The following is a 23,907-nucleotide window of genomic DNA, read 5'->3' on the forward strand; positions in this document are numbered from 1 at the left end:
ACGGGGGAGCGAGTTGCGCTCCCCTTTATTGATTGATTGCGCGACTACGCGGATCGCGCAAATGGCACCGCGCGGGTTCCCGTCGCGATGGTGTCTACCGAGACAGAGAAGAAAGACAGGTCCCTTTCCATAGTGTCGATGTTGCTGCGCAGGCTCATTGTGGCTGCATTGGTTTCCTCTGACATGGCGGCGTTCTGCTGAGTCGTCTGATCCAGCTGATTGATAGCTGAGCTCAACTCGCCCAAGCCGGTGGCCTGTTCCGTCGTCGAAGTGGCGACATGTTCGATCCCGGCATGGATTTTCTCCGCGACTTCGCGAATGCGCGATAGAGCCAAGCCGGCTTCGCGAACCAGTTCTACGCCCCCCGAGACTTGTTGGTTGGAGGTCGAGATCAAGGTTGCGATTTCGCGCGCCGCTTCCGAGGACCGCTGTGCCAAGGCGCGTACTTCGGAGGCCACGACGGCAAACCCGCGCCCAGCTTCGCCCGCACGCGCGGCCTCGACCCCCGCGTTCAGAGCCAAGAGATTGGTCTGGAACGCAATGTCGTCGATGACGGAAGTGATCGACGCGACTTGTTTGGAGGAAATTTCGATTTCATCCATTGCGGAAATGGCGCGATCCACCACCTCTTCGGCTTGAACGGTGTGGTTTCGGGCCTCTCCCGAACGGGATTGAACGGTATTCGCTGTATCTGCGACGCCTTTGACGGAGGCAACGAGCTGATCCAGAGCGGCGGCGCTTTCTTCCAAGGTTGCGGCTTGATGTTCGGTGCGGCGGGCCAGATCATCCGTCGCCTGACCGATGGATTCGGCCTCCGATTTGAGAATCTGTGCCCCATCGGCAATGCCGCCGACGATATGCTGTAGCTGAGATGCGGTTTTGTTGAAGTTCTGCCTGAGCGTGTCGAATTCTCCGAGGTTTGTTTCCAGCTGTACGGACAAATCCCCTTTGGCCAGACGATCAAGGCCGTCCATTAATGTGTCCACGGTGACGCTGTAAATCGTTGTGTCGACGGCAAATTTGACGATTTTGACAACCTGACCCGCAGCGTTGCAAATGGGGTTGTAGCTGGCACGAATAGAAATCCGTTTGCCGCCTTTGCCGATTCGTTCGTAATCGTCGCTCAGAGCCTTTCCTGAGCGCAGGTCGGTCCAGAAATTTGTATAGCTTTGGCTTTGTACGATTTTGGGATCAACGAACATACTGTGGTGTTTGCCGATGATTTCCGCCTCGGAGTAGCCCATGGCATCGCAGAAATTCTGGTTGGCGCGCAGGATCGTGCCGTCGGGTTTGAATTCGATCACCGCCTGAACTTTTTGGATGGCGTCGATTTGGCCGCGGGCGTCGGCCTCCATGTTCTTCGCCTGAGTGATGTCGAAGGCATATTTGACCACTTTGAAGGGGCGGCCCTCGGGATCGATCAAGGTCTCATATGTCGATTCGAGCCAGAGAATGTCGCCATTCTTCGCCCGACGTTTCACCTGACCTTTTTCAGAGGAGCCTTTGGCGAGGCGGTCCCAAAACTCGCGATACGCCTGCGTCTCTGACGCGCCATCGGGCATGAACATACGGTGATGGTTGCCCTTGACCTCGTCGAGTGTGTAGCCCGTGGTCTGGAGGAAAAGATCATTGGTGTGCAGGATATTGCCCTTCAGATCGAATTCGATGAAGGCCATGGAGCGACGGATGGCATCCTCTTTGGATCGGTTGTCGCGACGTTTCAGATGCATCGTCGAGATCTCGCGTCCGATCACATAGATCGCATCGATCTCGCCCTTTTTATCCCGGTGTGCGCTGTAGGTGGCGCTGAACCAGATCTCTTCCCCCGCTTTATTCAGACGTGGCACGATCACCTTCTGCGTTTCGCCGCCGCGAATTCGAGCCCAGAAAGCTTTGGCCTCGGCCTTGTCTTTATCGCGGACAAAGAGCGTGTAGTCTTTGCCAAGGACCTCTTCTCGCGCGTAGCCGGTGGTTTCTAGGAACATGTCGTTGATATGGCGAATTGTGCCGTCCGGCGCGCAACTGACGATGACATGCGTGTCATTCAGGACATGTTCCAGAGCGGTGGTGGGAAGGCTGTAAGGCTCCGACCCGCGGTTTGCTTTCGATTTGAAGAACATCCGTTGTGACCTCGTATGATGAGCATGATGCGCGCAGGGAAACTGGCGATTTGGGACCATCTTACGAAGCGCTTATTACTGATTGGTTTAAAGCGTCTTGAAAAGAAAAAGGGCGCCAGAAGGCGCCCTTAAATTTTTGTTTTAGAATGAGAAAATTAGCCGATGATCGCGTTCAGCGTGGCTGACGGGCGCATGACGGACGCAACTTTGGCCGGGTCGGCGTGGTAGTAGCCACCCATGTCGGCCGGTTTGCCTTCCTCCGCCTTAAGTTCGTCAAGGATCACCGATTCTTTGTCAGCCAAAGCCGCGGCGATCGGCGCGAAATGCGCTTTCAATTCGGCATCGTCGTCCTGTGCAGCCAGAGCCTCGGCCCAATAGCGGGCGAACCAGTAATGCGAGGAGCGGTTGTCGTTCTGGCCGACTTTGCGCTCCGGCGATTTGTTCTCGAGAAGCAGTTTCTGCGTCGCGACCTCGACAGCGGCACCCAGCACAGCGGCTTTCGGCATGGATTTCGAGGAGGCGAGGAAGTTGTAGCTTTCGCCCAGCGCACAGAATTCGCCCAAGGAGTCCCAACGCAGGTGGTTCTCTTCCTGAACCTGCTGCACGTGCTTCGGTGCGGAGCCACCGGCGCCGGTCTCGAACAAACCGCCACCGTTCATCAGCTTCACGATCGAAAGCATCTTGGCAGAGGTGCCAAGCTCGAGGATCGGGAACAGGTCGGTGAGGTAGTCACGCAGCACGTTGCCGGTGATGGTCACGACGTTCTTGCCCTCGCGCATCTCTTCCCAGGTAAAGCGGGTAGCTTTGCGCGGGTCCATGATCGGGATGTCTTTGCCAGCTTCTTTCAGAGCCGGTTCGACATATTTGATCAGCTCGGCGTCATGCGCACGGTTGGCATCCAGCCAGAACGCGCCACAGCCTTCGACGTCCACACGTTCGATGCCGGTTTTGATCCAGTCGAGGATCGGGGCCTTTTTCGCGGTGCAGGAGCGCCAGATGTCGCCCGCTTCGACCTCATGCGAATGCAGCACGTCGCCATTGTCGAGAATGATCTCGACCTTGCCGTCCGCGTCCATCTCGAAGGTGGTGGGGTGAGAGCCGTATTCCTCGGCCTTTTGCGCCATCAGGCCGACGTTGGACACGGCGCCACAGTTGGTGACATCCAGCGTGCCGGTCTCTTTGAAGTACTCGACCGTCTCGTCATAGACGCAGGCGTAGGAGTTGTCCGGGATGCAGCATTTGGTGTCAGCCGCTTTGCCATCCGGGCCCCAGCCGATGCCACCGGCCTTGATCACTGCGGGCATGGAGGCGTCGATGATCACGTCAGACGGCACGTGCAGGTTGGTGATGCCTTTGTCGGAATCGACCATGTACATAGCCGGTTTGGCGGCCAGTGCAGCTTTCAGATCGGCTTCCATCTCGGCATTGCCAGCGATGAGCTTTTCGAGCGCGCCGATGCCGGAGTTCGGGTTGAAATCGAGCTTGTCGCCGTGTTTGGCAAGGAAGTCTTCGAGATAGACCGATACGAAATGGCCGAAGATGATCGGATCGGAGACCTTCATCATCGTCGCTTTCAGGTGCACGGAGAACAGCACGCCCGGCTCCATGCTCGCGACTTCGGCCTCGATGTAGGCGCGCAGCGCCTTGGCGGACATGAAGGTCGCATCGACGATCTCGCCTTCGAGATATTTGAGGCCGGATTTCAGAACCGTCTCGGAGCCGTCTTTTGCGGTGAAGACGATTTTCGCGCCACCGGCCTGAGCGGCGGTGATCGTTGCGGATTTCTCATTGGCAAAGAAATCATCGCCCGGCATCGCGGCGACGGTGGTTTTCGAGGTTGATTTCCACTCGCCCATGCGGTGCGGGTTGGCTTTCGCGTATTCTTTCACGGCCTTGGCGGAGCGACGGTCAGAGTTGCCCTCGCGCAGCACCGGGTTCACGGCGGACCCTTTGACGGTGTCGTATTTGGCGCGGACGGCTTTCTCTTCGTCGGTCTGCGGATCAGCCGGGTAGGCGGGGATCGGATAGCCTTGGGCTTGCAGTTCCTTGATCGCGGCTTCGAGCTGCGGCACGGAGGCGGAGATGTTCGGCAGCTTGATGACGTTGGCGTCCGGGGTTTTCACCAGTTCGCCAAGCTCGGCAAGGTCATCGGAGACGCGCTGTTCGTCGGACAGGAGGTCCGGGAAGAGGGCGAGGATACGACCGGCCAGAGAGATGTCCTTGGTCGCGACGCTGACGCCTGCAGCCTCGGAGAAGGAGGAGATGATCGGCAGAAGCGAGCCACGGGCAAGCTCGGGGGCTTCGTCCACGATGGTATAGATGATGTCGGGTGTCTTGTCGGTCATAATGATCCTCCACTGTCACGAATATACAGCGGGCAAATGACCCCCCGCTGCGCTTGGCAATTCGGGTAGCGAGTTCGGGGCCACAAGTCAATGTGTGCAACTGTATACTGCGACCATCTGGGGCGATGTTTGCGACGGTCATTCAAGGCGGCCTGCGGGATTTACGAGTGAACGAAAGGCGCGGGCGGGGGCGAGACAGAAAGCAATGCACGCATTTGCTCAAATTTAAGGCGACTGCGCAGCAATTCACCGCTTGTGTCCCGCAAGACTCGAGAATCCGATTGTGAAGCGAATTCGGGAAGCTCTAAATTCATACTATGAGCGATAAAAACATCTTTGATGAAATGTGGGGCAACGACGACGTTCTGCGCGACCCCTACAGCGAATTTCAGAGCTGGTTTCAGGGCGAAGACCTGAAGCGGCTCCGTGCAAAACAACGCGAGGCGGAAGAGGTGTTTCGCCTGGCGGGCATTACCTTCAACGTTTACGGTCGCGCCGAGGCCGAAGAGCGTCTGATCCCTTTCGACATCATTCCGCGCATCATAGCGGGGCGGGAGTGGCAAAAGCTCTGTAAAGGCATCGAGCAGCGCGTGCGGGCGATCAACGCCTTTCTTCATGACATTTACAACCGTCAGGAAATCATCAAAGCGGGCCGCGTGCCGCAGGAGATGATCGCCAAGAACGAAGCCTTCTTGCCGCAGATGATCGGAATGACGCCGCCGGGCGGGGTTTATACCCACATCGTCGGCATCGATTTGGTGCGCACCGGGCCGGATCAGTTCTACGTGCTCGAAGACAACGCGCGCACGCCCTCTGGCGTCTCCTACATGCTGGAGAACCGCGAGACGATGCTTCAGATGTTCCCGGAACTGTTCTCGCGCAATCGTGTGCAGCCGGTTCAGAACTACCCGACCAACCTGCGTCGCTCTCTGGCCGCCTGCGCGCCGCCCGCTTGCGAAGGCACGCCGACGGTCGCGGTTCTGACGCCGGGGATTTACAATTCCGCCTATTATGAGCACGCGTTCCTCGCTGATCAGATGGGTGTGGAGCTGGTCGAGGGGCATGATTTGCGCGTGGTCAACGGCCGTGTCGCGATGCGCACCACCCATGGCTATAAACCGATCGACGTGCTTTACCGTCGCATCGACGATGATTTCCTCGATCCGCTGAATTTCAATCCTGAAAGTGCCTTGGGCGTGCCCGGCATCATGGATGTGTATCGCGCAGGCGGGATCACCATCGCCAACGCACCCGGCACAGGCATCGCCGACGACAAGGCGATCTATAGCTACATGCCGGACATTGTTGAGTTTTACACCGGCGAAAAGGCGATCCTCGAAAACGTGCCAACCTGGCGCTGTTCGGAACCCGACAGCCTTGCCTATGTGCTCGATAACCTTGCTGAGCTGGTGGTCAAAGAGGTGCATGGCTCCGGTGGCTACGGCATGTTGATCGGACCGACGTCGTCCAAGAAAGAGATCGAAGAATTCCGCAAGAAACTCACTGCGCGTCCCGGCAATTACATCGCCCAGCCGACGCTCGCGCTTTCTACTGTGCCGATCTTTACCAAGACGGGGCTGGCGCCACGCCATGTGGATCTGCGGCCCTTTGTGCTCTGCTCGCCTGAGGGGATCGACATCACCCCCGGCGGTTTGACCCGTGTCGCCTTGGAAAAAGGCTCGCTCGTGGTGAACTCGTCACAAGGTGGCGGGACCAAGGACACTTGGGTTCTGGAAGACTGAGGGGAGGACAGAGATGCTTGGGAAAACGGCAAATGGCCTCTACTGGATGTCACGCTATCTGGAGCGTGCGGAGAATACTTCGCGCCTCGTGGAAACCGGTCAGCGGATCGGCCTGACGCGGCTGGGGCACGACGACGACGAATGGGCCTCGGTAATGCGATCGGCTTCGGTTCTGGCGGGCTATGAAGAACACCACGACGAGGTGACGAAAGACGCTGCGATCAACTGGATGCTGCGGGAAAAGGCCAATCCGGCCTCCGTGCTCTCCACCATTTCGGAAGCGCGCCAAAACGCGCGGATGGTGCGCACGGCGCTGACCCATGAGGTTTGGGAGGCGATCAACGGCTGTTACATGGCGGTGAAGGATGCTCTGGCGCGTAAGGTGTCTGAGCGGGACTTGCCGGCTGTGTTGGGCCTCATTCGGCAACGCACCGCCTTGGTGCGGGGGGCCACGCATGGCACGATGCTCAGAAATGAAATCTATGATTTCACCCGTACGGGCACCTTTCTTGAGCGCGCTGATGCGACCGCGCGGATATTGGACGTCAAATACTACGTGCTCTTGCCCTCGGCCTTTGCGGTGGGCTCGTCGATCGACAATGTGCACTGGGAAACTATCCTGCGTTCCGTCTCGGCGCGTGGCGGCTTTCGCATGGCTTACGGGTCTCAAGTCAACGCCCGTGACATCGCGCAATTCCTGATCCTCGACAAACGCATGCCGCGCTCGCTCAACTTCTGTGCAACGAAAATCCACAACAACCTGAGCTATCTGGGTGCCGATTACGATACGCCGCCGCAATCCTCTCTGATGTCCAAAGCTCTGGTGGATCGTTTCATGAACCACGACATCGAGGCAGTTTTCGACTATGGTCTTCATGAATACATCCAGACAGTCCTGAGCATGCTGAGTAAACTCGGCCAGCAGATCGAGAAAGACTATCGGTTCTATGAGTAAATCCAGATGCGCCTGACCATTCGCCACACCACCCGCTACGCCTTTGATCATCCCGTCGCTTACGGGCTGCAACAGTTGCGCAAGACGCCGAAATCCGGCCACGGACAGGAGGTGCTCACCTGGTCGACGACCGTGACCGGCGGGCAAAAGGAACTGTCGTATCACGACCATATGAACAATCTGGTCGAACTGATTTCTTTTGAGAAAGACGCTCAGGAGTTGGTGATCACCTGCGAGGGCGAGGTCGAGATCGCGGACAACCATGGTGTTGTCGGCCAGCATCGCGGTCCGTCGCCTCTTTGGCTGTTCGACAAGGTGACGCCTCTGACGAAGCCCGGCGCAGGTGTGCGGGCTTTGGTCAAACAAGTCGAGGGTGAGACGGATCTCGAACGTCTCCACACACTCTCCAAGCTGGTGGGCGAGGCCGTGAAATATGAGGTCGGGAGCTCCAATGCCGACGGCAGCGCCGAGGATGCGCTCACCGAGGGCAAGGGCGTCTGCCAAGACCACGCCCATGTCTTTATCTCTGCCGCGCGCGAGATGGGCTTCCCGGCACGGTATGTGTCCGGCTACCTGATGATGAATGACCGCACCGAACAAGAGGCCACTCACGCTTGGGCCGAAGCCCATGTGCGCGGCCTCGGATGGGTCGGATTCGACGTTTCTAACGAGATTTGTCCCGATCAACGCTACGTTCGCGTCGCAACAGGACTGGACTACCGCGATGCTGCCCCTGTAACTGGCACACGATTTGGCGGCGAGGGCGAATCCCTCTCTGTCGAGATCGAAGTCGTACAGCAACAAGAGCAACAATAAGGACGGCACATGACCTATTGCGTGGGTATGATGCTCGATCGGGGCCTCGTCATGATGTCCGACACCCGGACCAACGCCGGTGTCGACAATATTTCGACGTTTAAGAAGATGTTCACTTGGGAGACCCCCGGTGAACGTATTCTGACCGTCATGACGGCGGGCAACCTCGCCACCACGCAGGCGCTTGTGTCTTTGCTGGACGAACGCACGAAGGCCCCTGAGGATCGTGAACCCTCAATCCTTTCGGCGCCCTCGATGTTTCAGGTCGCGCGCCTTGTTGCCAAGACGCTCAAAGACGTGATCGCCACCCATGCCGACGAAGGCCAGCGCGCAGATAGCGCGTTTAACGCCACCGTGCTTTTGGGTGGTCAGATCAAAGGCTCCGAGCCACGCCTTTTCCTGATCTACCCCGAGGGCAATTTCATTGAGGCCGGCTCCGAGACGCCGTTTTTCCAGATTGGCGAGACCAAATACGGCAAACCGATTCTGGTCCGCGCCTATGATCCGCAGATGTCCTTTGAAGAGGCTGTCAAACTGATGCTCGTCTCTTTCGACAGCACGGTCAAAGCCAATCTGTCTGTGGGCTTGCCCTTCGACCTTCAGGTGATCGAAAAAGACACCTACAAAGTCGCCTATCAGCGCCGCATCACGGCGGACGATCCCTATTATCATGAGATTTCAACGGGATGGGGCGAGGCTTTGAAAGCGACTTTGGACGGTCTGCCCGGGTTTAGCTTTTAACAGGCTTTAGCTTCTAAGGCGTTTCCAAACTCAGGTTCGGCTTCGGCATCAACCCCGGCTGCAATCCACGCTCGACATAATCCCATGTCGCCATGGCGATCATCGCTGCATTGTCCGTTGCCCATTTCATCGGCGGAAGGCACAGCTCGACGCCATGTCTCTCCGCGACTTTGCCCATAGCTTCGCGCAATTGAGGCGACGCGGCGACGCCCCCGACAATGACCAGAGACTTCGGTTTGCATTCCGCCAGCGCCCGATCCGCCTTGGCTGTCAAAACATCCATACAGGCCGCCACGAAGGACGCCGACATATCTTCGACTGACACTTCCGGGTGCTTTTCGATATGCCGTGCGACCGAGGATTTCAGCCCGGAAAACGAAAACTCATAGGCGTCATTCTTCATCGGACGCGGCAGGCGCAACACGGGCGCTCCCGCCTTTGCCGCCTTGTCGATTGCCGGACCGCCGGGCATGCCGAGGCCCAGCATCCGCGCCACTTTGTCATAGCTTTCACCCACCGAGTCATCGCGCGTCGTGCCGAGCAGGCGATAGGACCAGGCGTCTTTCAGCTCGGCAATCAACGTATGTCCGCCGGAGACCAGCATGATCACGGCAGGAAACTCCGTCTTGCCGCTTTCCAACTCCACAGACCGTATATGCCCGCGCAAATGGTTCACACCGTAAGCCGGAACGCCCCAACCCAGCGACAGCGCCTCTGCCGTCGAAAGCCCGACCAAAAGCGATCCGATCAGACCGGGGCCACGGGTCACGCCGATTGCGGTCAGGTCCTGCGGCGTCACTGAAGCCTCGTTCATAACTGACTGGATCGTCGGCAAAATGGCTTCAAGATGCGCGCGAGAGGCCAGTTCCGGGTAGACCCCGCCAAAGGCCTCGTGAATTTCGAATTGCGACACGGTCTGGATCGCGGCGACATGGCCGGCGCGGTCCACCAGAGCGACAGAGGTGTCGTCGCAAGAGGTCTCGATGCCAAGGATCAAACCGCTCATGCCAGCACCTCATGAATATCTGCCTCGGACACCACCCCATGACGCAGGATGACGACCGGGTCTTGGGTACAATCGACGATGGTCGAGGGGGCCGGGGCCGCGCCTTTTCCGGGTACGATGAGGTCGGGCGCGCCAAAGAGTTGGTCTGCGGCCTCTTCTGTCGTTGCGGGCGGCTCGGCGCCGGAACGATTGGCCGAGGTCACCATCAAAGGCCCTGATTTTTCAAGCGCTTCCAGCAATAGCGCATTGTTCGGAATGCGAACGGCAATCTCGGTGCGCTCGATCAGCCACGCGGGCACCAGAATCGGATCGAGTGCCAGAACCAGCGTCAAAGCGCCGGGCACATAGGGACTGGCGAGAAGCTTCAAGGCACTCTCGGAGAGCACTGCGCCAAGCCCTGCGATCTGGTCGGCACCCGCCACCATGATCGGCAGGTTCTTGTCGCGCGGGCGTTGCTTGAGTGCGTAAATCTTTTCAATGGCCTGCGTGTGCGCGGGCGAGGCGGCGAGGCCCAGCACGGTGTCCGTGGGTAAAAGCACCACGCCACCGGCACCGAGAACCTCGGCGATCTGATCAGAAGAAGGCATCATTCGAGCACCTCCACGATGGGATAGGCGCGGGCCTCTGGGCCGGGTGTTGCGGTGCCCAAAGCCAGTTGGAGCATGGTGGCCATGCTGGCCATATTGGTGACAGGCGCGTCATGGCCTTCCACTTCGATATTCCCGGCCAAATCGTAATCGTCCAATTTTGAAAGCTGCGTTAAGGCAGATTTCTCAAGGCAATGTTCGTAATGTGCAAGTTTGCCTTCGCGAAAAATTCCGAAATGCACATGCGGACGCGCCGCGCGACGCAGGATCGCGACCGGTTTTCCGGTGCTTACCTCTGCGCCCAAAAGCTCAAAGGCCGGGAGGGACAGAACCGGAATGCTGCGCGCAAAGCCCAAAGCATTGGCGAAAGCCGCCGCCGTGCGCGTGACGCCCAAGCCGCCGGGGCCGATGTCACAGGCGATGAGGCTCAGGTCTGACAAGGCGCCGCCACAGGCCGCAAGCCCGGTTTCCAACAGCATGCGGTAATCACGCGATCCGCTCAGTGTCTCATCTTTTGAAGAGTCAAAGACGATCGTGTCGCCGCGTCCCAAGGCCAGCGCTGGTACGCCGTTCGAGGCTTGTATGAGCAATGTCATCGTCATGTAAGAGCCTCCAAAACCGGCGTCCAGCGCGGTGCCTCGGCGGTGAGCGTCACCTGTCGCTCTGTCTCGCTGTCGCCAAAGCCGATGCGGATCGACAGCGGCGTATCGAAGTAGTCGGCAATCCGCTCGCCCCATTCAATGACGGAAATTCCGGAGTCGAAATATTCTTCGAGACCAAGGTGATAGAACTCTTGCGCACCCTTCAGGCGATAGGCGTCGACATGAAGAACCGGCCCTTTGGGCGTCTCGTAGATGTTTGCAATCGTGTAGGTCGGGCTGGTCACGGCTTCATCCGAGCCGAGCGTGCGCACCAAGGCGCGGGTGAAAAATGTCTTGCCCGCCGCCAAAGCGCCATCCAAAAGCACCACATCGCCGGGCCGCAAATGCGTCGCCAGCGCAGAGGCGATCTGCGCCATGTCCTCTTCGGATGCGATCTGTTTGACGAGTGTCTGCGCCACGGATGAGCCCTCTCTTTGCAGGCGATTTAGGACAAAGTGTGGCAAAGGTCCATGGGGGAGACGGGCAGGGGCGATCAGGCTTCCGTGTCGAGCCAGATCGTGATCGGCCCGTCATTGATCAGCGAGACTTTCATATCTGCGCCAAAGATGCCCTTTTCAGACGGGACGCCCTCGGACACAAGACGGTCGGTAAAATATTCGTAGAGCGCCTTGCCCTCATCCGGGGCGGCGGCGGTGGAAAAACCAGGGCGGTTACCCTTGGTCTCGGCGGCCAGCGTGAACTGGCTCACGACCAGAGCCGTGCCGCCGATATCACGCACGGAGAGGTTCATTTTGTCTGCCTCATCCTTAAAAATTCGTAGCTTGGCGATTTTGGCGGCCAGCTTGTCCGCCTGCGCCTCGGTGTCTCCGCGCATGGCGCAGACCAGCACCAAGAGACCGGGGCCACTTTGTCCGACAATATCGCCGTCGACACGCACGGCGGCTTCTGAAATGCGTTGGATGAGGGCTCTCACGATGGGGTCTCCAATTCATGGCTCCAGGGCGGGTTGGCGCCAGCACGGGACACGGTGACAGCGGCGGCCTGCGCGCCGAGAGCGAGTGCTGCGCGCAGCGCGTCATCGTCCAGCGCGGCAATCGCGTCTTTGGTCAATTTTCCCGCCCGTTGCAACCCCGCCAGAAGCCCTGCGTTGAAGGTGTCTCCGGCGCCGACCGTGTCGACCACCTCGACACGGGTGCTCGCCACATGGGTGATGCCGCGCGCTGTGACGCCCTTGACGCCATCGGCGCCCATGGTCAGGCAGACGAGTTTGACGCCCTTGTCCAAAAGGGTCGCGATATGGGCGTCGATGTCGCCCTCGCCCATCAGCCAAATGAGGTCCTCGTCGGAGAGTTTCACAATATCGGCATGCGTCAGCATATGTTCCAATCTTGCACGATATCGCGCCTCATCGCGGATAAAACCGGGGCGAATGTTCGGGTCCATCATGGTGACGCAGGAGGGAGAAGCCTGAACAAACAGCGCCTCATAGGCCGTGCCACAGGGCTCCACCGGCAGGGAAATGCCGCCGCAGAATACCGCCTCGACCGAGCCGGGCAGGGTGGGCAGGTCGGTCTCCGTCAACATCCGCCCGGCGGTGTTTTCATCGTAGAAGGCGTAGGTGGCATGACCATCGACCAGTTTGACGAAAGCGACGGTGCAGGGGCGGTCCGCGGTGACAGCCAAGGTGGTGTCCACATGGCTCTCGGCGAGCTTCGACTTCAACAGATCGCCAAAGAAATCCTGAGAGAACCCGGAGAAAAACCCCACATCCGCACTGAGCCGTCCAAGGGCGATGGCGGTGTTGAACACGGCGCCGCCCGCGTAGGGCGCATAGGCGTCTTCGCCTTGCGTCGTGGTGCGGGGCAACATGTCGATTAGGGCTTCACCGGCACAAAGGATCATCGCTTCCTCCATCAATAATCTTTGATAGCGCTACCACGCAAAGCCTGTTCGAGTAAATGCGCGGCTTAAAAGACCACCACATTTATTGGTTCATCGCCACGATATATCCAACGATTCCTGCGACAATCAGCCCTGCAAACACGGCAAAGGCGATCTTCCATGCGGAATAGGGGCGTTCGCCTTGAACCCGACCGGTGCGGCCGTTGACGACGAACCGATAGGTTTTGCCGCGATATTTGTAAGCCGCCATCCAAATCGGCAGGAGGATGTGCTTGAACGTGACTGCCGAGACGGCGGTGTTCATATCGTGCACGCGCTGGCGATCCCCGCCGATGTCGAATTTGACATCGCGCAGGATCACCCGGTCCATGTACTCGCGCGCGTCTCTATAGCCGTGTTCCAAGGGCACGGAATAGGCGGTTGCGCGAAACCCCGCGAGATAATCCGGGATATAGGGTTCAAGTTCCGACAAATCCCAAGGCGCCAGACCATCCGAGAACTGTCCCGGCAAGGCGTCGGACGCAAGCACGAGCACATCGTCAAAGAACCGTGCCACGCGCCCTGCAGCGGCCCGCCAGCGCGTATGACGCTTGCGCACGGTCTGGCGTTTGCCGTTTCGCGTGACGCTATGAGAGGTGTAATAATCGTCGCCGCGTTCGCCGCGATACTGGGTGGCGGTTTGGGCATCGAACGTCCAATAGGGCAAATAGACGCCGGACATCCGCCGCCCTTTACGGGCATAGGATTTCAACCCGTTTGGCGCAAACCACAGGCTGCCAAGCCACGCGGACATGGCATCATGCGCTGCCTCTTCGGTGAGGGCAAAGGGCAGCAATCCGTGAGGCTTGATATGACGATTTGCACCTGTGTCGGTGACAACGGGCGTGGCACAAAACGGGCATTCTGTTGCGTGTAAATCTTCGTCGAATTCCACTTCCGCGCCGCAATTCGGGCATTTCGCGACGCGCGTCTCCTCCATTTCCTGCTGAGGGATTTGCGCAGAGAGCGCGGATTGAAAATCCATCTCACGGGGCGCGCGCGCGTCACTTGTGTCCAGCGCCTGGGTTGCGCCGCAGTGATCACAGGACAAAAGCCCTTGCGCAGGGTCGAACCGCATATCGGCGCCGCAGGTGGTGCAGGGAAACCGATGTTCGGTCATGCCTGAGGCGGGGTATGTATCCGAATTCATGAGAGTTTACCTTAGATTAAGCGCGCCGTGCCATGTTCGTGGGCAACATGACAAGGCTTTGGGAAACAGACAATATGAACTCCAGTGAAATCACAGGTGACGCGCAAATCCGAGACGCGATTTGCGCTCATGCAGCGTGGAAGCGCACGCTTTTGAATGGCATCGAGAGGGGGCAGCTTGAAAAGAGCGCCGAAGAGATTTCGTGCAATGACCAATGCGCCTTTGGCAAATGGCTTGGCGGGTTGACGCCAAAGCCCAGCGATCAGACAACGCAAAAATTCGAGATGATCGAGAATCTGCACACAAGGTTTCACCAAGCGGCAGGAAAAATCGCCCTTGAAGTAGAAAAGGGCAATCGAGAGGCGGCGAAAGCACTCTTTGAGGCGCCTCAGTTTCGGCGAATGACCAACTCCTTGATCCTCAACCTCAATGATTGGCGAGAGGATTTCAGAAAAATGCTGTAGCGGCAGGGAGGTGCTGAACGTCTGCATCATCTCTCCTTTTGCTCGACGCTGATGATCTGCGCGATCTCTGTCCGCTCTGGCGTTGTGAAACGCAGAATCTGGCAAAACAGAAAAAGCCCCTGACCTTCGCGGGTCAAACGCCCTGTGACGGTGGCGGCTTTGCCCTCTAATGTGATTTGTGTGACCGAGAGGCTGATGGGGGGCGTGATCTGGGAGAGAGCGTCCAAGATTTTGCCGCGACCGACCACGCTTGGGTGGTTCGATCTTTCCCAACTGGCCATATCGGACAGCGCCTTGGGCGCCAGGCTGCCAAGGCCGCTCATCGCAAGCGCCAACTCCGCAAGCGCCTGTTCCGAAGGGCTTGGGTCACAGGTATAACTGACCCTCGGGGCCGTCCGCGTGCTCGGAGTGTGCGTGTGTGGCATGACACCATCTTTAAAACATGTCGCAGATTTTGCCCCGCACATCGCTGCGCAGGGCGATCAAACCGCGTGGATGAGGACCTTATTGGTCCGATTGCGGATTAGACGCCGGGCGGCGGCGGCGGCGGCGCGATCGTGAACAGTTGTGCAAGCTCCCTGACCTCTTCGGCCTTGAGCCAGCCGTCTTGACCGGGCGTCCAAACAAAAGTTTCGCGTTTGAGCGCACCTTTGGCGGCCATCTGACCCATCTCTGCCTTGGAATAGGGGCCTTTGGTCTCGCCCTGTTCGGCAATGTGCCAGACATGTTCGACTGGGGGCGGCGGCGGGGTTTGCACGGCAGGGGCCGCCGCAGGACGTGCGCCCCACGGGCCGGCTTGCGTTTGTTGCGCCATGGACATGCCAAGCCCAGCCCCCATACCGGCGCCCATCGAAGCCGCCATGGCGGAGTTTTCCGCGCTCATGGCTTCGGCGGCGTTGAACTTCATGTAATTGTCGAGATTGCCGACGATGCCCATCGAGGTGCGTTTGTCCATTGCGGTCTCGACCGCTTCGGGCAAGCTGATGTTTTCAATGTAGAATTCCGGGATGGTCAGGCCGTATTCCGCGACCACTTTGGAAATCTCGGCTGCGACGAGTTTGCCCAGATCAGCCGTGTTCGCCGCCATGTCGAGAACCGGAATGCCGGAGCCCGCAACGATGCGCGAAAACGCCTGCACGATGATGTTGCGGATCTGATAGGAAATTTCGTCCATGGTGAACTCGCCGTCGGTGCCGACGATCTCGGTCAGGAACAGCGCCGGGTCAGAAACCTTGACCGTATAGGTGCCATAGGCCCGCAGACGCACCGGACCGAACTCCGGATCGCGGCACATGATCGGGTTTTTGGTGCCCCATTTCAGGTTGGCAAACCGCGTGGTGTTGACGAAATAGACCTCGGATTTAAACGGCGATTTAAACCCGTGATCCCAGTGCTGAAGCGTCGTCAGGATCGGCATGTTGTTGGTCTCGAGCATATAGAGACCCGGCGTGAAGACATCCGCCAATTGCCCCTCGTGCACGAACACCGCCGCCTGTCCTTCGCGCACCGTCAGTTTGGCGCCGTATTTGATCTCATGGCCCTCACGTTCGAACCGCCACACCATCGTGTCGCGCGTGTCGTCCGTCCAATGGATGACGTCGATGAATTCGCCAGAAAGAAAATCGAAAATACCCATGGGGCCTCCTATTCGTTAAATATCCTCGCCCATCAGCTCATATGCGATCTCGGTCGCAATCGGGCGGGCGGTGTCCGGGCGCATACCGGGGGCAAGGCGCCGGTCGTAGAGAATGCGCAACAGCAGCTCGTCGTGCCGCGTCAAAAGCGCAAATTCTTCGTCGTCGTTGAAGATTGAGGGCCGCGCGTAGGGGCTATCGTTCGCCAGTCCGAGGCCCTGCGCGATTTCCTCGTGGAAACAGGATTTGCGCAGCAGATCAGGGTGTTCGGCGCGAATGATCGCCACAGCGGATTGATAGGCGCCATCATCGTCGGGATCAGACGCGACCACCAGACAATAGGAGGAGCGTGGCATGTTCACGACCGAGCGAATGGCGTCTTGGCCGATGCCGGGGATCATCTCGGAGAGTTGCGGCCCGATGGCGCGGCGTTCGTTCTCATTGAGCACGAGAACGTGGAAATTCGGCTGAGACGAGCGGGTGATCGAATGCCCGGTCGCCCGCGCGAGTTGTGCGACGAAGTGATTGACGGTGGCCTCATCCTTGGCCCGGATTTCGGGCGACACGGTGGCGCCGAACTCAAGACCTACGCGCACCGGCACTTGCCAGCGATGCAGGTTAGAGGGCGTTTTTTGCGCCACGAATTGCCCGTTCACCGAGGTGTATTCGTCATTCAAAGCAATGGCTTCGAAATTCGCGGCCAATTGTCGGGCGTTGAATGGCGTGTCCGGCCCGCCGCCATCGGTGCGGAGCAATTCATTGCCCAGAAGATCATTCTGCACCCGCGCGTAATAGCTTTCGAGTGCAAGGCTTTCACTGCTGCGCTCGGGCGGGGTCTGGACGATCGGTCGCACTGAGGCCGCAGGGCGCGGCAGGGGTTTGATGTTAGGCGCTTGCATACAGGCGGACAAAACAAGCAAGGGCGCGAGCGGGGCCAGCCCGCGCACGCCTTTGCCGATCATATGTCCCACCCGCGCGCGCATTTACGCCGGCACAGAGGGGCCGGAGGCGTTGCCGGTCGCCTTGGCGGAGGCCAGCGTGTCGCGCAGCTTCGTTTCCATCGCCTTAAGCTCGACCTCGGCTTCGGCCCGCTTGCGCTTGCCTTCGTCTGCGATCTGCAGGCTCTCTTCGATGGTGGCGACGAGTTCCTCGTTGGCGGTTTTCACAGCCTCGATATCGAAGACACCGCGCTCCATTTCCTCGCGCACGACCTTGTTGGCCTCGCGCAGGTTCTTGGCGTTGGCGGTCAGCAATTCGTTGGTCAGATCGGTCGCCGCACGCACGGATTTCGCCGCCTCCGACGAGCGCTGAATGGTCACGGCCTGCGCCAGTTGGGTTTCCCAAAGCGGCACGGTGTTGACCAGCGTCGAGTTGATTTTCGTCACCAGAGACTTGTCGTTTTCCTGCACCAGGCGGATCGAGGGCAGGGATTGCATCGTCACCTGACGGGTCAGTTTCAGATCGTGCACGCGACGTTCAAGGTCGTCCCGCGCAGCGCGCAGATCGCGCAATTCCTGCGCCTTGATCACCTGATCTGCCTCGGGTGCTGCATCGACCGCGGCGGCCAGTGCCGGAATGTCGGTCTCGTCCAGCTCCTTGAGCTTCATCTCGCCCGCCGCAATGTAGATCGCGAGCTGGTCATAGAAGGTCAGGGTTTTCTCATAAAGCATGTCCAAGGACTTGATGTCCTTGAGCAATTTATGCTCGTGGGTCAGCAGGTTGTCGGTGATCTTGTCGATCTGGCTTTGCACATCTTCAAAGCGGGCGACGAATTTCGCCATCGGCGCCGCACGGCCCAATAGTTTCTCCCACCAGCTGCGCTCACGGCGAACATCCAGCTCAGACACCGAGAACCCGCGAATGGTCGTCACGATGGAGCGCAGGCTGTCACCCGCAGGCCCCACATCCTTGTTTTTGACGTCCTGCAACATCGCCTGGGAAATCACCTGCAACTCGGCCTGCGCGGCGGAGCCGAAACGCACGATGGAATTCGTGTCATGCATGTCAATCTCGGCCTTCGCCTGCGCGACTTCTGCGGCGACAGGGGCCTCAAGAGCGGCGGGGTCGATCAAGTCGCCCTTCGGTTCGGGGAGGATGACGGCGGTCACCTCTTCGACGTCTTTCAAAGCGGCTTCGGCCTGTTGGCGGATGGTGTCGGACATGTTCGGTTCCCCTAATTCAAACTCATGACGTGATATTTTCTGTGACGCCTTCGCGCGCCAAACGGTCGCGCAGCACCTCAATTTCGATGTCGAGGTCGGTCTTATCGTCCAAAAGAAACTTTTTGTGGCGGGCGTCGAAATTCGCTTCCAAATCGTCCAAAAGCGCGAACCAATCGTCGCGCGCTTGCACGTTGCGGCTCTTGCTCCAGAGGTCGGCATATTTCGCCGTCGCATCGCGGGCGCCCAAGAGATAGACGCCAAGATATTTGCGCGCCGCCGTCAGATCGCGCGGGTCATCTTCGACCGTGCGGAACATGGCCCGTGCGGTCGTTATAAAGCGCTCAAGACGATCCTGAGCCTGCCGATCCCCGGTGCGCTCCAGCGCCTCGCGCATGGATTTGAGATGCGCTTCGGCCTCGTCCACTGCCTTGGCGACGCGGTCCTGTTGGAATAGGTCGATCTCGTCGAACCCCTTGTTTTTCAGGGGGTCAAAGCCAAAGGCGAGGCTGTGAAGAATGACGCCCAGCACGGCGAAGATCACCGTTTCAAACGGACCCCAGCCGAACCAACCGACCAGACCAAGCCCAAGGCCAGTCAAAACGGAGCCAAAAATTTTGCGTGGAATGGCGGGGCGGCGGGCAACCTTGCGGGCCTCATAGGCTTCTTCGGCCTTCAACCCCTCGCGGGTGAGAAATGCCGCGCCCACGAGGCAGCCAAGGGCCGCCAAATAGCCCGCCATGGTGACGGGCTCAGCCGTGAAGGCTTTCCAAGCCAAGGGGATCGCCGCAAAGAACAGAAGGTTAGAACGTGCGCCGACACGGCTCGGTTTCTTGCCATCAAATGGCCGCGCAACCGGTGCGGCAGAAGATTGACCTGTCTCGGACAGATTGCCTTTCGGGGAGTGGGTGGACCCGTAGCGCTTTGCCATCACATGCCCTGCGCCTTGATCGTCACGTAAAACGTCAGCGCAACCAACAGATAATAGGCGAGTTTTGAAAACACGCTGTCGCTCATGGGCACCCTTTCCAAAGCGGTTCTTGTCTCAAGATATAGAAAGGAATCGCGTTCGGTAAAAGGGTGAAGGGGAGCGCTTGCCGCGCTTTCCCCCTCAGTTTTGGCTCAACGGCCTGATTTCGGCGGTTTGCCGCCTCTGCCACCGCCCGGCTTGCCCGAGAAGCCGCCGGGTTTTCCGGAGCCGCCCGTGCCGCCACCGTGGGACTTGAAACCGGCCGAGCGCGGTTTGCCGTCACGCCCGCCGCCATGGGATTTGAAACCCTGGGATTTGAAGCTGCCGGGCTTGCCGCCGCGCTCCTCGCCCCGATCGTCCCGCTTGCCGCCCGGTTTGCCGCCAAAGGGTTTGCCGCCCGGTTTCCCGTCGCGCGGCTTGCCCTTAAAGCCTTCGCCACGCGATTTGAAATCGCCATCGCGTGCCCCATCACGACCGCCGTCACGATCACGATTGCCACCGGCGCCGCGTTTGCCTTGGTAGCCCTCGCCACGGGGCTTGAACCCACCGGGTTTTGCATCATTGTCATCGCGGCGTTTGAAGCCCTGGCTGCGCGGTTTGAACCCTTCGTCGCCGTCACGTTTCCCTTTGAACGGCGGTTTGCCACCGGGTTTGCCGACGCGCGGGCCGTCACGTTCACTGCGGTCCCGATCCCCGAAGGAGGGTTTGCCGCCCGGTTTGCCAAAAGGCTTGCCACCTGGTTTTCCGGCCGGTTTTCCACCACGTGCATCATCGCGTCCACGCACTTCCTTGCGCGGACCGCCCGGCTTGCCGCCACGTTCGACGGTGCGTTTCGCCTTGCCGCCTTCGCCGATCTCAAGGTCCATGCCAAGCTGATCGCGCAGCACGCGGCCGCGGACTTCCTCGACCTGACCTGGCTGCAAGGTGCCCAAACGGAACGGCCCATAAGACAGGCGGATCAGACGGTTCACGGTCAGACCGATGTGCTCCATCGCGCGGCGGATTTCGCGGTTCTTGCCCTCGCGCAGACCGACGGTGAGCCAGGCATTTGCCCCTTGCTGACGGTCAAAGGCCACTTCCATCGGTTGGAAATTCTCGCCATCAATGGTGACGCCCTTGCGCAGCGGTTCCAACATGGCCTCGGTCGCGGTGCCTTTGACCCGCACGCGATATTTGCGCAGCCAGCCGGTATCGGGCAATTCGAGTTTGCGCTTCAGCTCGCCATCATTGGTCAAAAGCAAAAGCCCCTCGGAGTTCAAATCGAGGCGCCCGACGGACATCACCCGCGGCAGCTCTTTCGGCAGCTGGTCGAACACCGTGTCGCGGCCTTTTTCGTCCTTGGCCGAGGTCACCAGACCCAGAGGCTTGTGATAGAGCCAGAGCCGCGGCGGTTCCGGTTCGCCAACCTCTTTGCCGTCGACGAAAATCTTGTCCTTCGGCAGCACATTGAGCGCCGGCGAGGCGACCACGCGCCCGTTCACCGTGACGCGGCCCTCTTCGATCAAAGCCTCGGCTTCGCGGCGCGAGGAAATGCCAGCGCGGGAGAGCACCTTGGCAATGCGCTCGCCGGGAGGGGTCTTTTTCGGGGTCTTGGGCGTGTCAGTCATGGGAATGGCCTTTCGTTGGCGCGCTCATACTCCGCACGGGGCCTTATGGGAAGAGAAAAGGCGGCCCACAGGGCTGTGGACCGCCAATCTCAGGTGCTCTGGTTCTGAACCTTAGAAGCTCATGACGTAGGAAACGCCGAAGACCCACGGATCAATCTCGGCCTTGCCGATTTTGGCGCCGTCGAGTTTCACATCGCTGTCGATGTCGATCCACCGCACGTCGGTCCGTAAGGCCCCGCGTTCGCTAATCTGGTAATCGAAACCGGCGTGAAGCGCGACGCCCCAGGAGTCGGAGAGATCAAGATCGCTGCCCGCGATGGCGCCTTTGGCGGTTTCATCGAAGAAAGCGGTGTAGTTGACGCCGACGCCGACGAAGGGGGTAAAGGTTGAACCGGTGTCGAAGTGATATTGCAAGGAGACCACCGGCGGCAGGTGTTGGGTCGAGCCGATCTCACCCATGCCAGACGCGCTGATGTTATGTTTGAACGGCCAGGCGCCCAGGACTTCGATGCCGAGGTTGTCTTTGATGAAATATTCAAAGGTGACGGTCGGGCGTAGGTTGTCGCCGACATCCAGATCGGTGGTGCCCAAAATGCTGCCGTTGTCCGAGTTCGGCATGACGCTGCCAAGGCCAAGGCCCAAGGTCATCGTGCCGGCCTCTTGCGCGAAAGCGGCGGAGGAGATGGCGCAGGTGAGGCCGAGAACGGCGGCAGCAGCCAGAACGGAGGATTTCTTCATTGTCAGTGTCCCTTAGGTATTTAATTTCGCGCGTGCGCCATCCATCGCTCTGCTCGCGGGATGTGGCTTTGATGTGAGTCAATTCGACGAAGCCGCGTCAATCTGTCCTCATTCCGACGCAAAAGTGTAATGGCAGGCGGGGTGTGGCGAGACATGGTCGATGCGGGGGGATGATGCGATGGCTTGCCTTTGGACGCCTCGCACGGCAGGAAAGGGCATGTCGTTTCGCTCTTATATGGATGAGGCCTTGAAAGAGGCCCGGTTGGCCGAGGCCCGTGGCGAGGTGCCCGTGGGCGCCGTCGTGGTGTCGCCCGACGGCGAGATCGTCGCGCGGGGCGGCAATCGCACCCGTGAGGACAATGATCCGACGGCCCATGCGGAGATCGTGGCACTTCGGGCGGCTTGTGCTGCCTTGGGGCAGGAGCGGCTGCCGGGGTTCGATGTTTATGTCACTCTGGAACCCTGTCCGATGTGCGCGGCGGCGATTTCCAACGCGCGCATTCGCAGGCTCTATTATGGCGCCTCCGATCCGAAATCCGGTGGTGTCGCTCATGGCGCGAAAATCTATAGCCATGCCCAGTGCCATCACGCGCCGGAGATTTATGACGGCATTGCGGGCGACGAGGCCGAGACGATGCTCAAGGCGTTCTTTGCCTCAAAACGCTGAGCGCGCGATCCCAAAGAAAATCACAAAAAATGCCCCCGCCCGCGTAGGGAGCCCCTCTAGCGCCCGTATTATGAGTATCGACGCCGCAAAGGAGTAACCAAATGCGCATCCGATACCGCGCCCTGATCGGGGTAACATTTTGTGCTTTCGGGCTGGCGGCCCCGGCGCTGGCTGCGACGACTGTCATGGCCTATGACACCAACGGCGACAGCGTGCTGACCCGCGCCGAGTTTCAAGGGCTGTAAATCGACAGCTTCAAGGTGCTCGATGCCAATGGCGACGGGTCTGTCACCTTGGCCGAAATCGACAGCCTTGCCGCCTCCAAGGACGTCAACGTCTCCGGCAAGCGTGTCATGGTGCGTGACACCGATGGGGACGGGGCGGTGACGCAGGCCGAATATCTCGCCGTCGCTCCCGGGTTCCAGAAGGCGGACGTCAACAATGATGGCGTTCTGGCTCGCAAGGAAATCACCCGCGTGTCAAAGTTCCTCGCGCAGGCTGGGTACTGACCGCCGAATACTGACTACCTCAAACGTCCCTCAAGATCACACCTGAAAGCCGGATCTTGTTGTTTCACCCCCGCGACAGCGGACCAAAAGAAATGGCCAAATGGCCTAATTCAAAGGACTTTAACGATGAAAACCGTGACCAAATCCCTCTGCGCCCTCTCCCTGATCGTGCCGCTTTTGGCCGCCACGCCGGGTTTTGCCCGCGGCCTGACTGTGACCACCAACAATGGCGGTGAAATCGCCAAAGAACACACCTGTATTCAGGGCAATCAGATGGTGACCTGTGAAACCGTGACCACCGGAACAAATGCCGAAGGTCAAAGCGTGTCGCGCGATGTCGTGCGTACCAACACTGGCGGAAGCACGGCTGTCGAAACCACCCTCTCGGGCCCGGACGGTGGCACCACCACCCGCAATCGTGGCCTGATCGTCACCCGCTAACGCGGGATACGGCCCGGGTCACCATGTCCATCCCCCCCTCTACGTCACGGTGACCCGGGTCAACATTTTGACGCGTAACCTCTGTGTTTCATGGTACCTCTGTTGACATCTTCTCGCCCCTCTCAGCCGGAGCCGCAGTTATGACTGCTCATCAGCCTCCCACGCAGGCAGATGCAAAAGCCGTAATGGCAGCGCTGGCCCGAGGCGAGCGCGCGGCCTTGGCGCGATTGATCGCGATGTATGGCCCGGGCATCCGGCGCTATGCCGCGCAATCGCTGACCGTGTCCTCGGAGGCGGAAGATGTCGCACAGGAGGTGTTCTTGCGGGCCTGGCGCCATGCGGAACGCTACGATCCCTCCAAGGGCGCCGTGTCCTCATGGCTCTACAGGATCGCGGTCAATCTGTGCATTGATCACAACAGGCGGGGGGGCTTTCGGCGGTTTGTCGGGATCGACAGCATGCCGGAGCCGGAAGACGACATGCCGGGGGCGGAAACGGAATATGGTGCGCGCCAGAGATTGGCGCAGACCCAGGCCGTGATCCGCACATTGCCGACCCGGCAGAAACAGGCGATCCTGCTCAAGGCCGCAGGGGAGCTTTCGGGGGCGGAGATCGCGATGGCGCTCGGCACGAGCGAAGGGGCGGTGGAACAATTGCTGGTGCGCGCTCGAGCGACGCTCAGGGCCCGGCTGGAACTGGAGGAGTGATTCAAG

At 59.5% G+C, this 23,907-nt stretch carries 26 protein-coding genes; 10 read left to right on the plus strand and 16 right to left on the minus strand.

All coding sequences use genetic code 11. The annotated features are described in order from the left end of the window. Positions 1-44 precede the first annotated feature (44 nt). Positions 45-2,120, minus strand: a complete 2,076-nt coding sequence (locus J5Y17_RS02650; RefSeq protein ID WP_219783675.1) for a PAS domain-containing methyl-accepting chemotaxis protein — start codon at positions 2,118-2,120, stop codon at positions 45-47. Between the two features lie 155 nt (positions 2,121-2,275). Continuing rightward, positions 2,276-4,465 (minus strand): NADP-dependent isocitrate dehydrogenase, encoded by a 2,190-nt coding sequence (locus tag J5Y17_RS02655; RefSeq protein ID WP_219783676.1) that lies wholly within the window; start codon positions 4,463-4,465, stop codon positions 2,276-2,278. 317 nt (positions 4,466-4,782) lie between these two features. Here J5Y17_RS02655 and J5Y17_RS02660 point away from each other — a divergent pair, with 317 nt between their 5' ends. The 4 genes from J5Y17_RS02660 to J5Y17_RS02675 are packed head-to-tail and all read left to right on the plus strand — an operon-like array spanning position 4,783 to position 8,719. After that, the gene (locus tag J5Y17_RS02660) at positions 4,783-6,207 is read left to right on the plus strand and encodes a circularly permuted type 2 ATP-grasp protein (protein ID WP_219783677.1); all 1,425 of its coding nucleotides are present in this window, start codon (positions 4,783-4,785) and stop codon (positions 6,205-6,207) included. Positions 6,208-6,220: 13 nt separating this feature from the next. Continuing rightward, positions 6,221-7,162, plus strand: a complete 942-nt coding sequence (locus J5Y17_RS02665; protein ID WP_219783678.1) for an alpha-E domain-containing protein — start codon at positions 6,221-6,223, stop codon at positions 7,160-7,162. Positions 7,163-7,168: 6 nt separating this feature from the next. Further along, positions 7,169-7,978 (plus strand): transglutaminase family protein, encoded by an 810-nt coding sequence (locus J5Y17_RS02670; protein ID WP_219783679.1) that lies wholly within the window; start codon positions 7,169-7,171, stop codon positions 7,976-7,978. A gap of 9 nt (positions 7,979-7,987) precedes the next feature. After that, positions 7,988-8,719, plus strand: a complete 732-nt coding sequence (locus J5Y17_RS02675; RefSeq protein WP_219783680.1) for a proteasome-type protease — start codon at positions 7,988-7,990, stop codon at positions 8,717-8,719. A gap of 13 nt (positions 8,720-8,732) precedes the next feature. On the opposite strand, the gene tsaD is transcribed toward J5Y17_RS02675, so the two are convergent. The 7 genes from tsaD to J5Y17_RS02710 all read right to left on the minus strand — a co-directional run bounded on the left by tsaD (position 8,733) and on the right by J5Y17_RS02710 (position 14,005). After that, on the minus strand, positions 8,733-9,725 hold the full coding sequence (tsaD, locus tag J5Y17_RS02680; RefSeq protein ID WP_219783681.1) for a tRNA (adenosine(37)-N6)-threonylcarbamoyltransferase complex transferase subunit TsaD: 993 nt from the start codon (positions 9,723-9,725) through the stop codon (positions 8,733-8,735). Continuing rightward, complete coding sequence (locus J5Y17_RS02685; protein ID WP_219783682.1) at positions 9,722-10,315, minus strand: L-threonylcarbamoyladenylate synthase; 594 nt, start codon at positions 10,313-10,315, stop codon at positions 9,722-9,724. The genes tsaD and J5Y17_RS02685 overlap by 4 nt, the downstream gene beginning before the upstream one ends. Continuing rightward, a complete protein-coding gene (locus J5Y17_RS02690; RefSeq protein WP_219783683.1) occupies positions 10,312-10,914 on the minus strand; it encodes a hypothetical protein in 603 nt (200 codons plus the stop codon). The genes J5Y17_RS02685 and J5Y17_RS02690 overlap by 4 nt, the downstream gene beginning before the upstream one ends. Continuing rightward, positions 10,911-11,372, minus strand: a complete 462-nt coding sequence (gene tsaE / locus J5Y17_RS02695; RefSeq protein ID WP_219783684.1) for a tRNA (adenosine(37)-N6)-threonylcarbamoyltransferase complex ATPase subunit type 1 TsaE — start codon at positions 11,370-11,372, stop codon at positions 10,911-10,913. The genes J5Y17_RS02690 and tsaE overlap by 4 nt, the downstream gene beginning before the upstream one ends. A 74-nt stretch (positions 11,373-11,446) precedes the next feature. Beyond that, positions 11,447-11,887 (minus strand): D-aminoacyl-tRNA deacylase, encoded by a 441-nt coding sequence (dtd, locus tag J5Y17_RS02700; RefSeq protein ID WP_219783685.1) that lies wholly within the window; start codon positions 11,885-11,887, stop codon positions 11,447-11,449. After that, positions 11,884-12,816 (minus strand): carbohydrate kinase, encoded by a 933-nt coding sequence (locus J5Y17_RS02705; protein WP_219783686.1) that lies wholly within the window; start codon positions 12,814-12,816, stop codon positions 11,884-11,886. The genes dtd and J5Y17_RS02705 overlap by 4 nt, the downstream gene beginning before the upstream one ends. 82 nt (positions 12,817-12,898) lie before the next feature. Next, positions 12,899-14,005, minus strand: coding sequence for a primosomal protein N' (replication factor Y) - superfamily II helicase (locus J5Y17_RS02710; RefSeq protein ID WP_219783687.1), 1,107 nt, complete (start codon positions 14,003-14,005; stop codon positions 12,899-12,901). Between the two features lie 74 nt (positions 14,006-14,079). On the opposite strand from J5Y17_RS02710, the gene J5Y17_RS19290 reads away from it, so the two are divergent. Further along, entirely contained in the window at positions 14,080-14,469 is a 390-nt protein-coding gene (locus J5Y17_RS19290) for a CZB domain-containing protein (protein WP_370628834.1), read from the plus strand. Positions 14,470-14,495: 26 nt separating this feature from the next. On the opposite strand, the gene J5Y17_RS02720 is transcribed toward J5Y17_RS19290, so the two are convergent. The 7 genes from J5Y17_RS02720 to J5Y17_RS02750 form a co-directional block, all read right to left on the minus strand. Beyond that, a complete protein-coding gene (locus J5Y17_RS02720) occupies positions 14,496-14,894 on the minus strand; it encodes a hypothetical protein (RefSeq protein ID WP_219783689.1) in 399 nt (132 codons plus the stop codon). A gap of 98 nt (positions 14,895-14,992) precedes the next feature. Beyond that, positions 14,993-16,105, minus strand: a complete 1,113-nt coding sequence (locus J5Y17_RS02725; protein WP_219783690.1) for an SPFH domain-containing protein — start codon at positions 16,103-16,105, stop codon at positions 14,993-14,995. 15 nt (positions 16,106-16,120) lie between these two features. Then, the gene (locus tag J5Y17_RS02730; protein WP_219783691.1) at positions 16,121-17,065 is read right to left on the minus strand and encodes a DUF2927 domain-containing protein; all 945 of its coding nucleotides are present in this window, start codon (positions 17,063-17,065) and stop codon (positions 16,121-16,123) included. A gap of 21 nt (positions 17,066-17,086) precedes the next feature. Continuing rightward, positions 17,087-18,265 (minus strand): toxic anion resistance protein, encoded by a 1,179-nt coding sequence (locus J5Y17_RS02735; protein ID WP_219783692.1) that lies wholly within the window; start codon positions 18,263-18,265, stop codon positions 17,087-17,089. Positions 18,266-18,287: 22 nt separating this feature from the next. Then, entirely contained in the window at positions 18,288-19,193 is a 906-nt protein-coding gene (locus J5Y17_RS02740; protein ID WP_219783693.1) for a 5-bromo-4-chloroindolyl phosphate hydrolysis family protein, read from the minus strand. Positions 19,194-19,384: 191 nt separating this feature from the next. After that, on the minus strand, positions 19,385-20,839 hold the full coding sequence (locus J5Y17_RS02745) for a pseudouridine synthase (RefSeq protein WP_219783694.1): 1,455 nt from the start codon (positions 20,837-20,839) through the stop codon (positions 19,385-19,387). 111 nt (positions 20,840-20,950) lie between these two features. Then, positions 20,951-21,577, minus strand: a complete 627-nt coding sequence (locus tag J5Y17_RS02750; protein WP_219783695.1) for an OmpW family protein — start codon at positions 21,575-21,577, stop codon at positions 20,951-20,953. A 217-nt stretch (positions 21,578-21,794) separates the two neighbouring features. Between J5Y17_RS02750 and J5Y17_RS02755 the strand changes: the two genes are divergently transcribed. The 5 genes from J5Y17_RS02755 to J5Y17_RS02775 all read left to right on the plus strand — a co-directional run bounded on the left by J5Y17_RS02755 (position 21,795) and on the right by J5Y17_RS02775 (position 23,901). Continuing rightward, the gene (locus J5Y17_RS02755; protein WP_219783696.1) at positions 21,795-22,244 is read left to right on the plus strand and encodes a nucleoside deaminase; all 450 of its coding nucleotides are present in this window, start codon (positions 21,795-21,797) and stop codon (positions 22,242-22,244) included. A gap of 101 nt (positions 22,245-22,345) precedes the next feature. Continuing rightward, complete coding sequence (locus J5Y17_RS02760) at positions 22,346-22,489, plus strand: hypothetical protein (protein ID WP_219783697.1); 144 nt, start codon at positions 22,346-22,348, stop codon at positions 22,487-22,489. After that, positions 22,490-22,753 carry a hypothetical protein gene (locus tag J5Y17_RS02765; protein ID WP_370628857.1) on the plus strand — a complete coding sequence of 88 codons (264 nt, stop codon included), beginning with the start codon at positions 22,490-22,492 and terminating at the stop codon, positions 22,751-22,753. 126 nt (positions 22,754-22,879) lie between these two features. Next, positions 22,880-23,194, plus strand: a complete 315-nt coding sequence (locus J5Y17_RS02770) for a hypothetical protein (protein ID WP_219783699.1) — start codon at positions 22,880-22,882, stop codon at positions 23,192-23,194. Between the two features lie 140 nt (positions 23,195-23,334). Next, positions 23,335-23,901 carry an RNA polymerase sigma factor gene (locus J5Y17_RS02775; protein ID WP_219783700.1) on the plus strand — a complete coding sequence of 189 codons (567 nt, stop codon included), beginning with the start codon at positions 23,335-23,337 and terminating at the stop codon, positions 23,899-23,901. Positions 23,902-23,907 lie beyond the last annotated feature (6 nt).

It is taken from the genome of Celeribacter sp. PS-C1 (assembly GCF_019429625.1).
Taxonomy (GTDB): Bacteria; Pseudomonadota; Alphaproteobacteria; order Rhodobacterales; family Rhodobacteraceae; genus Celeribacter.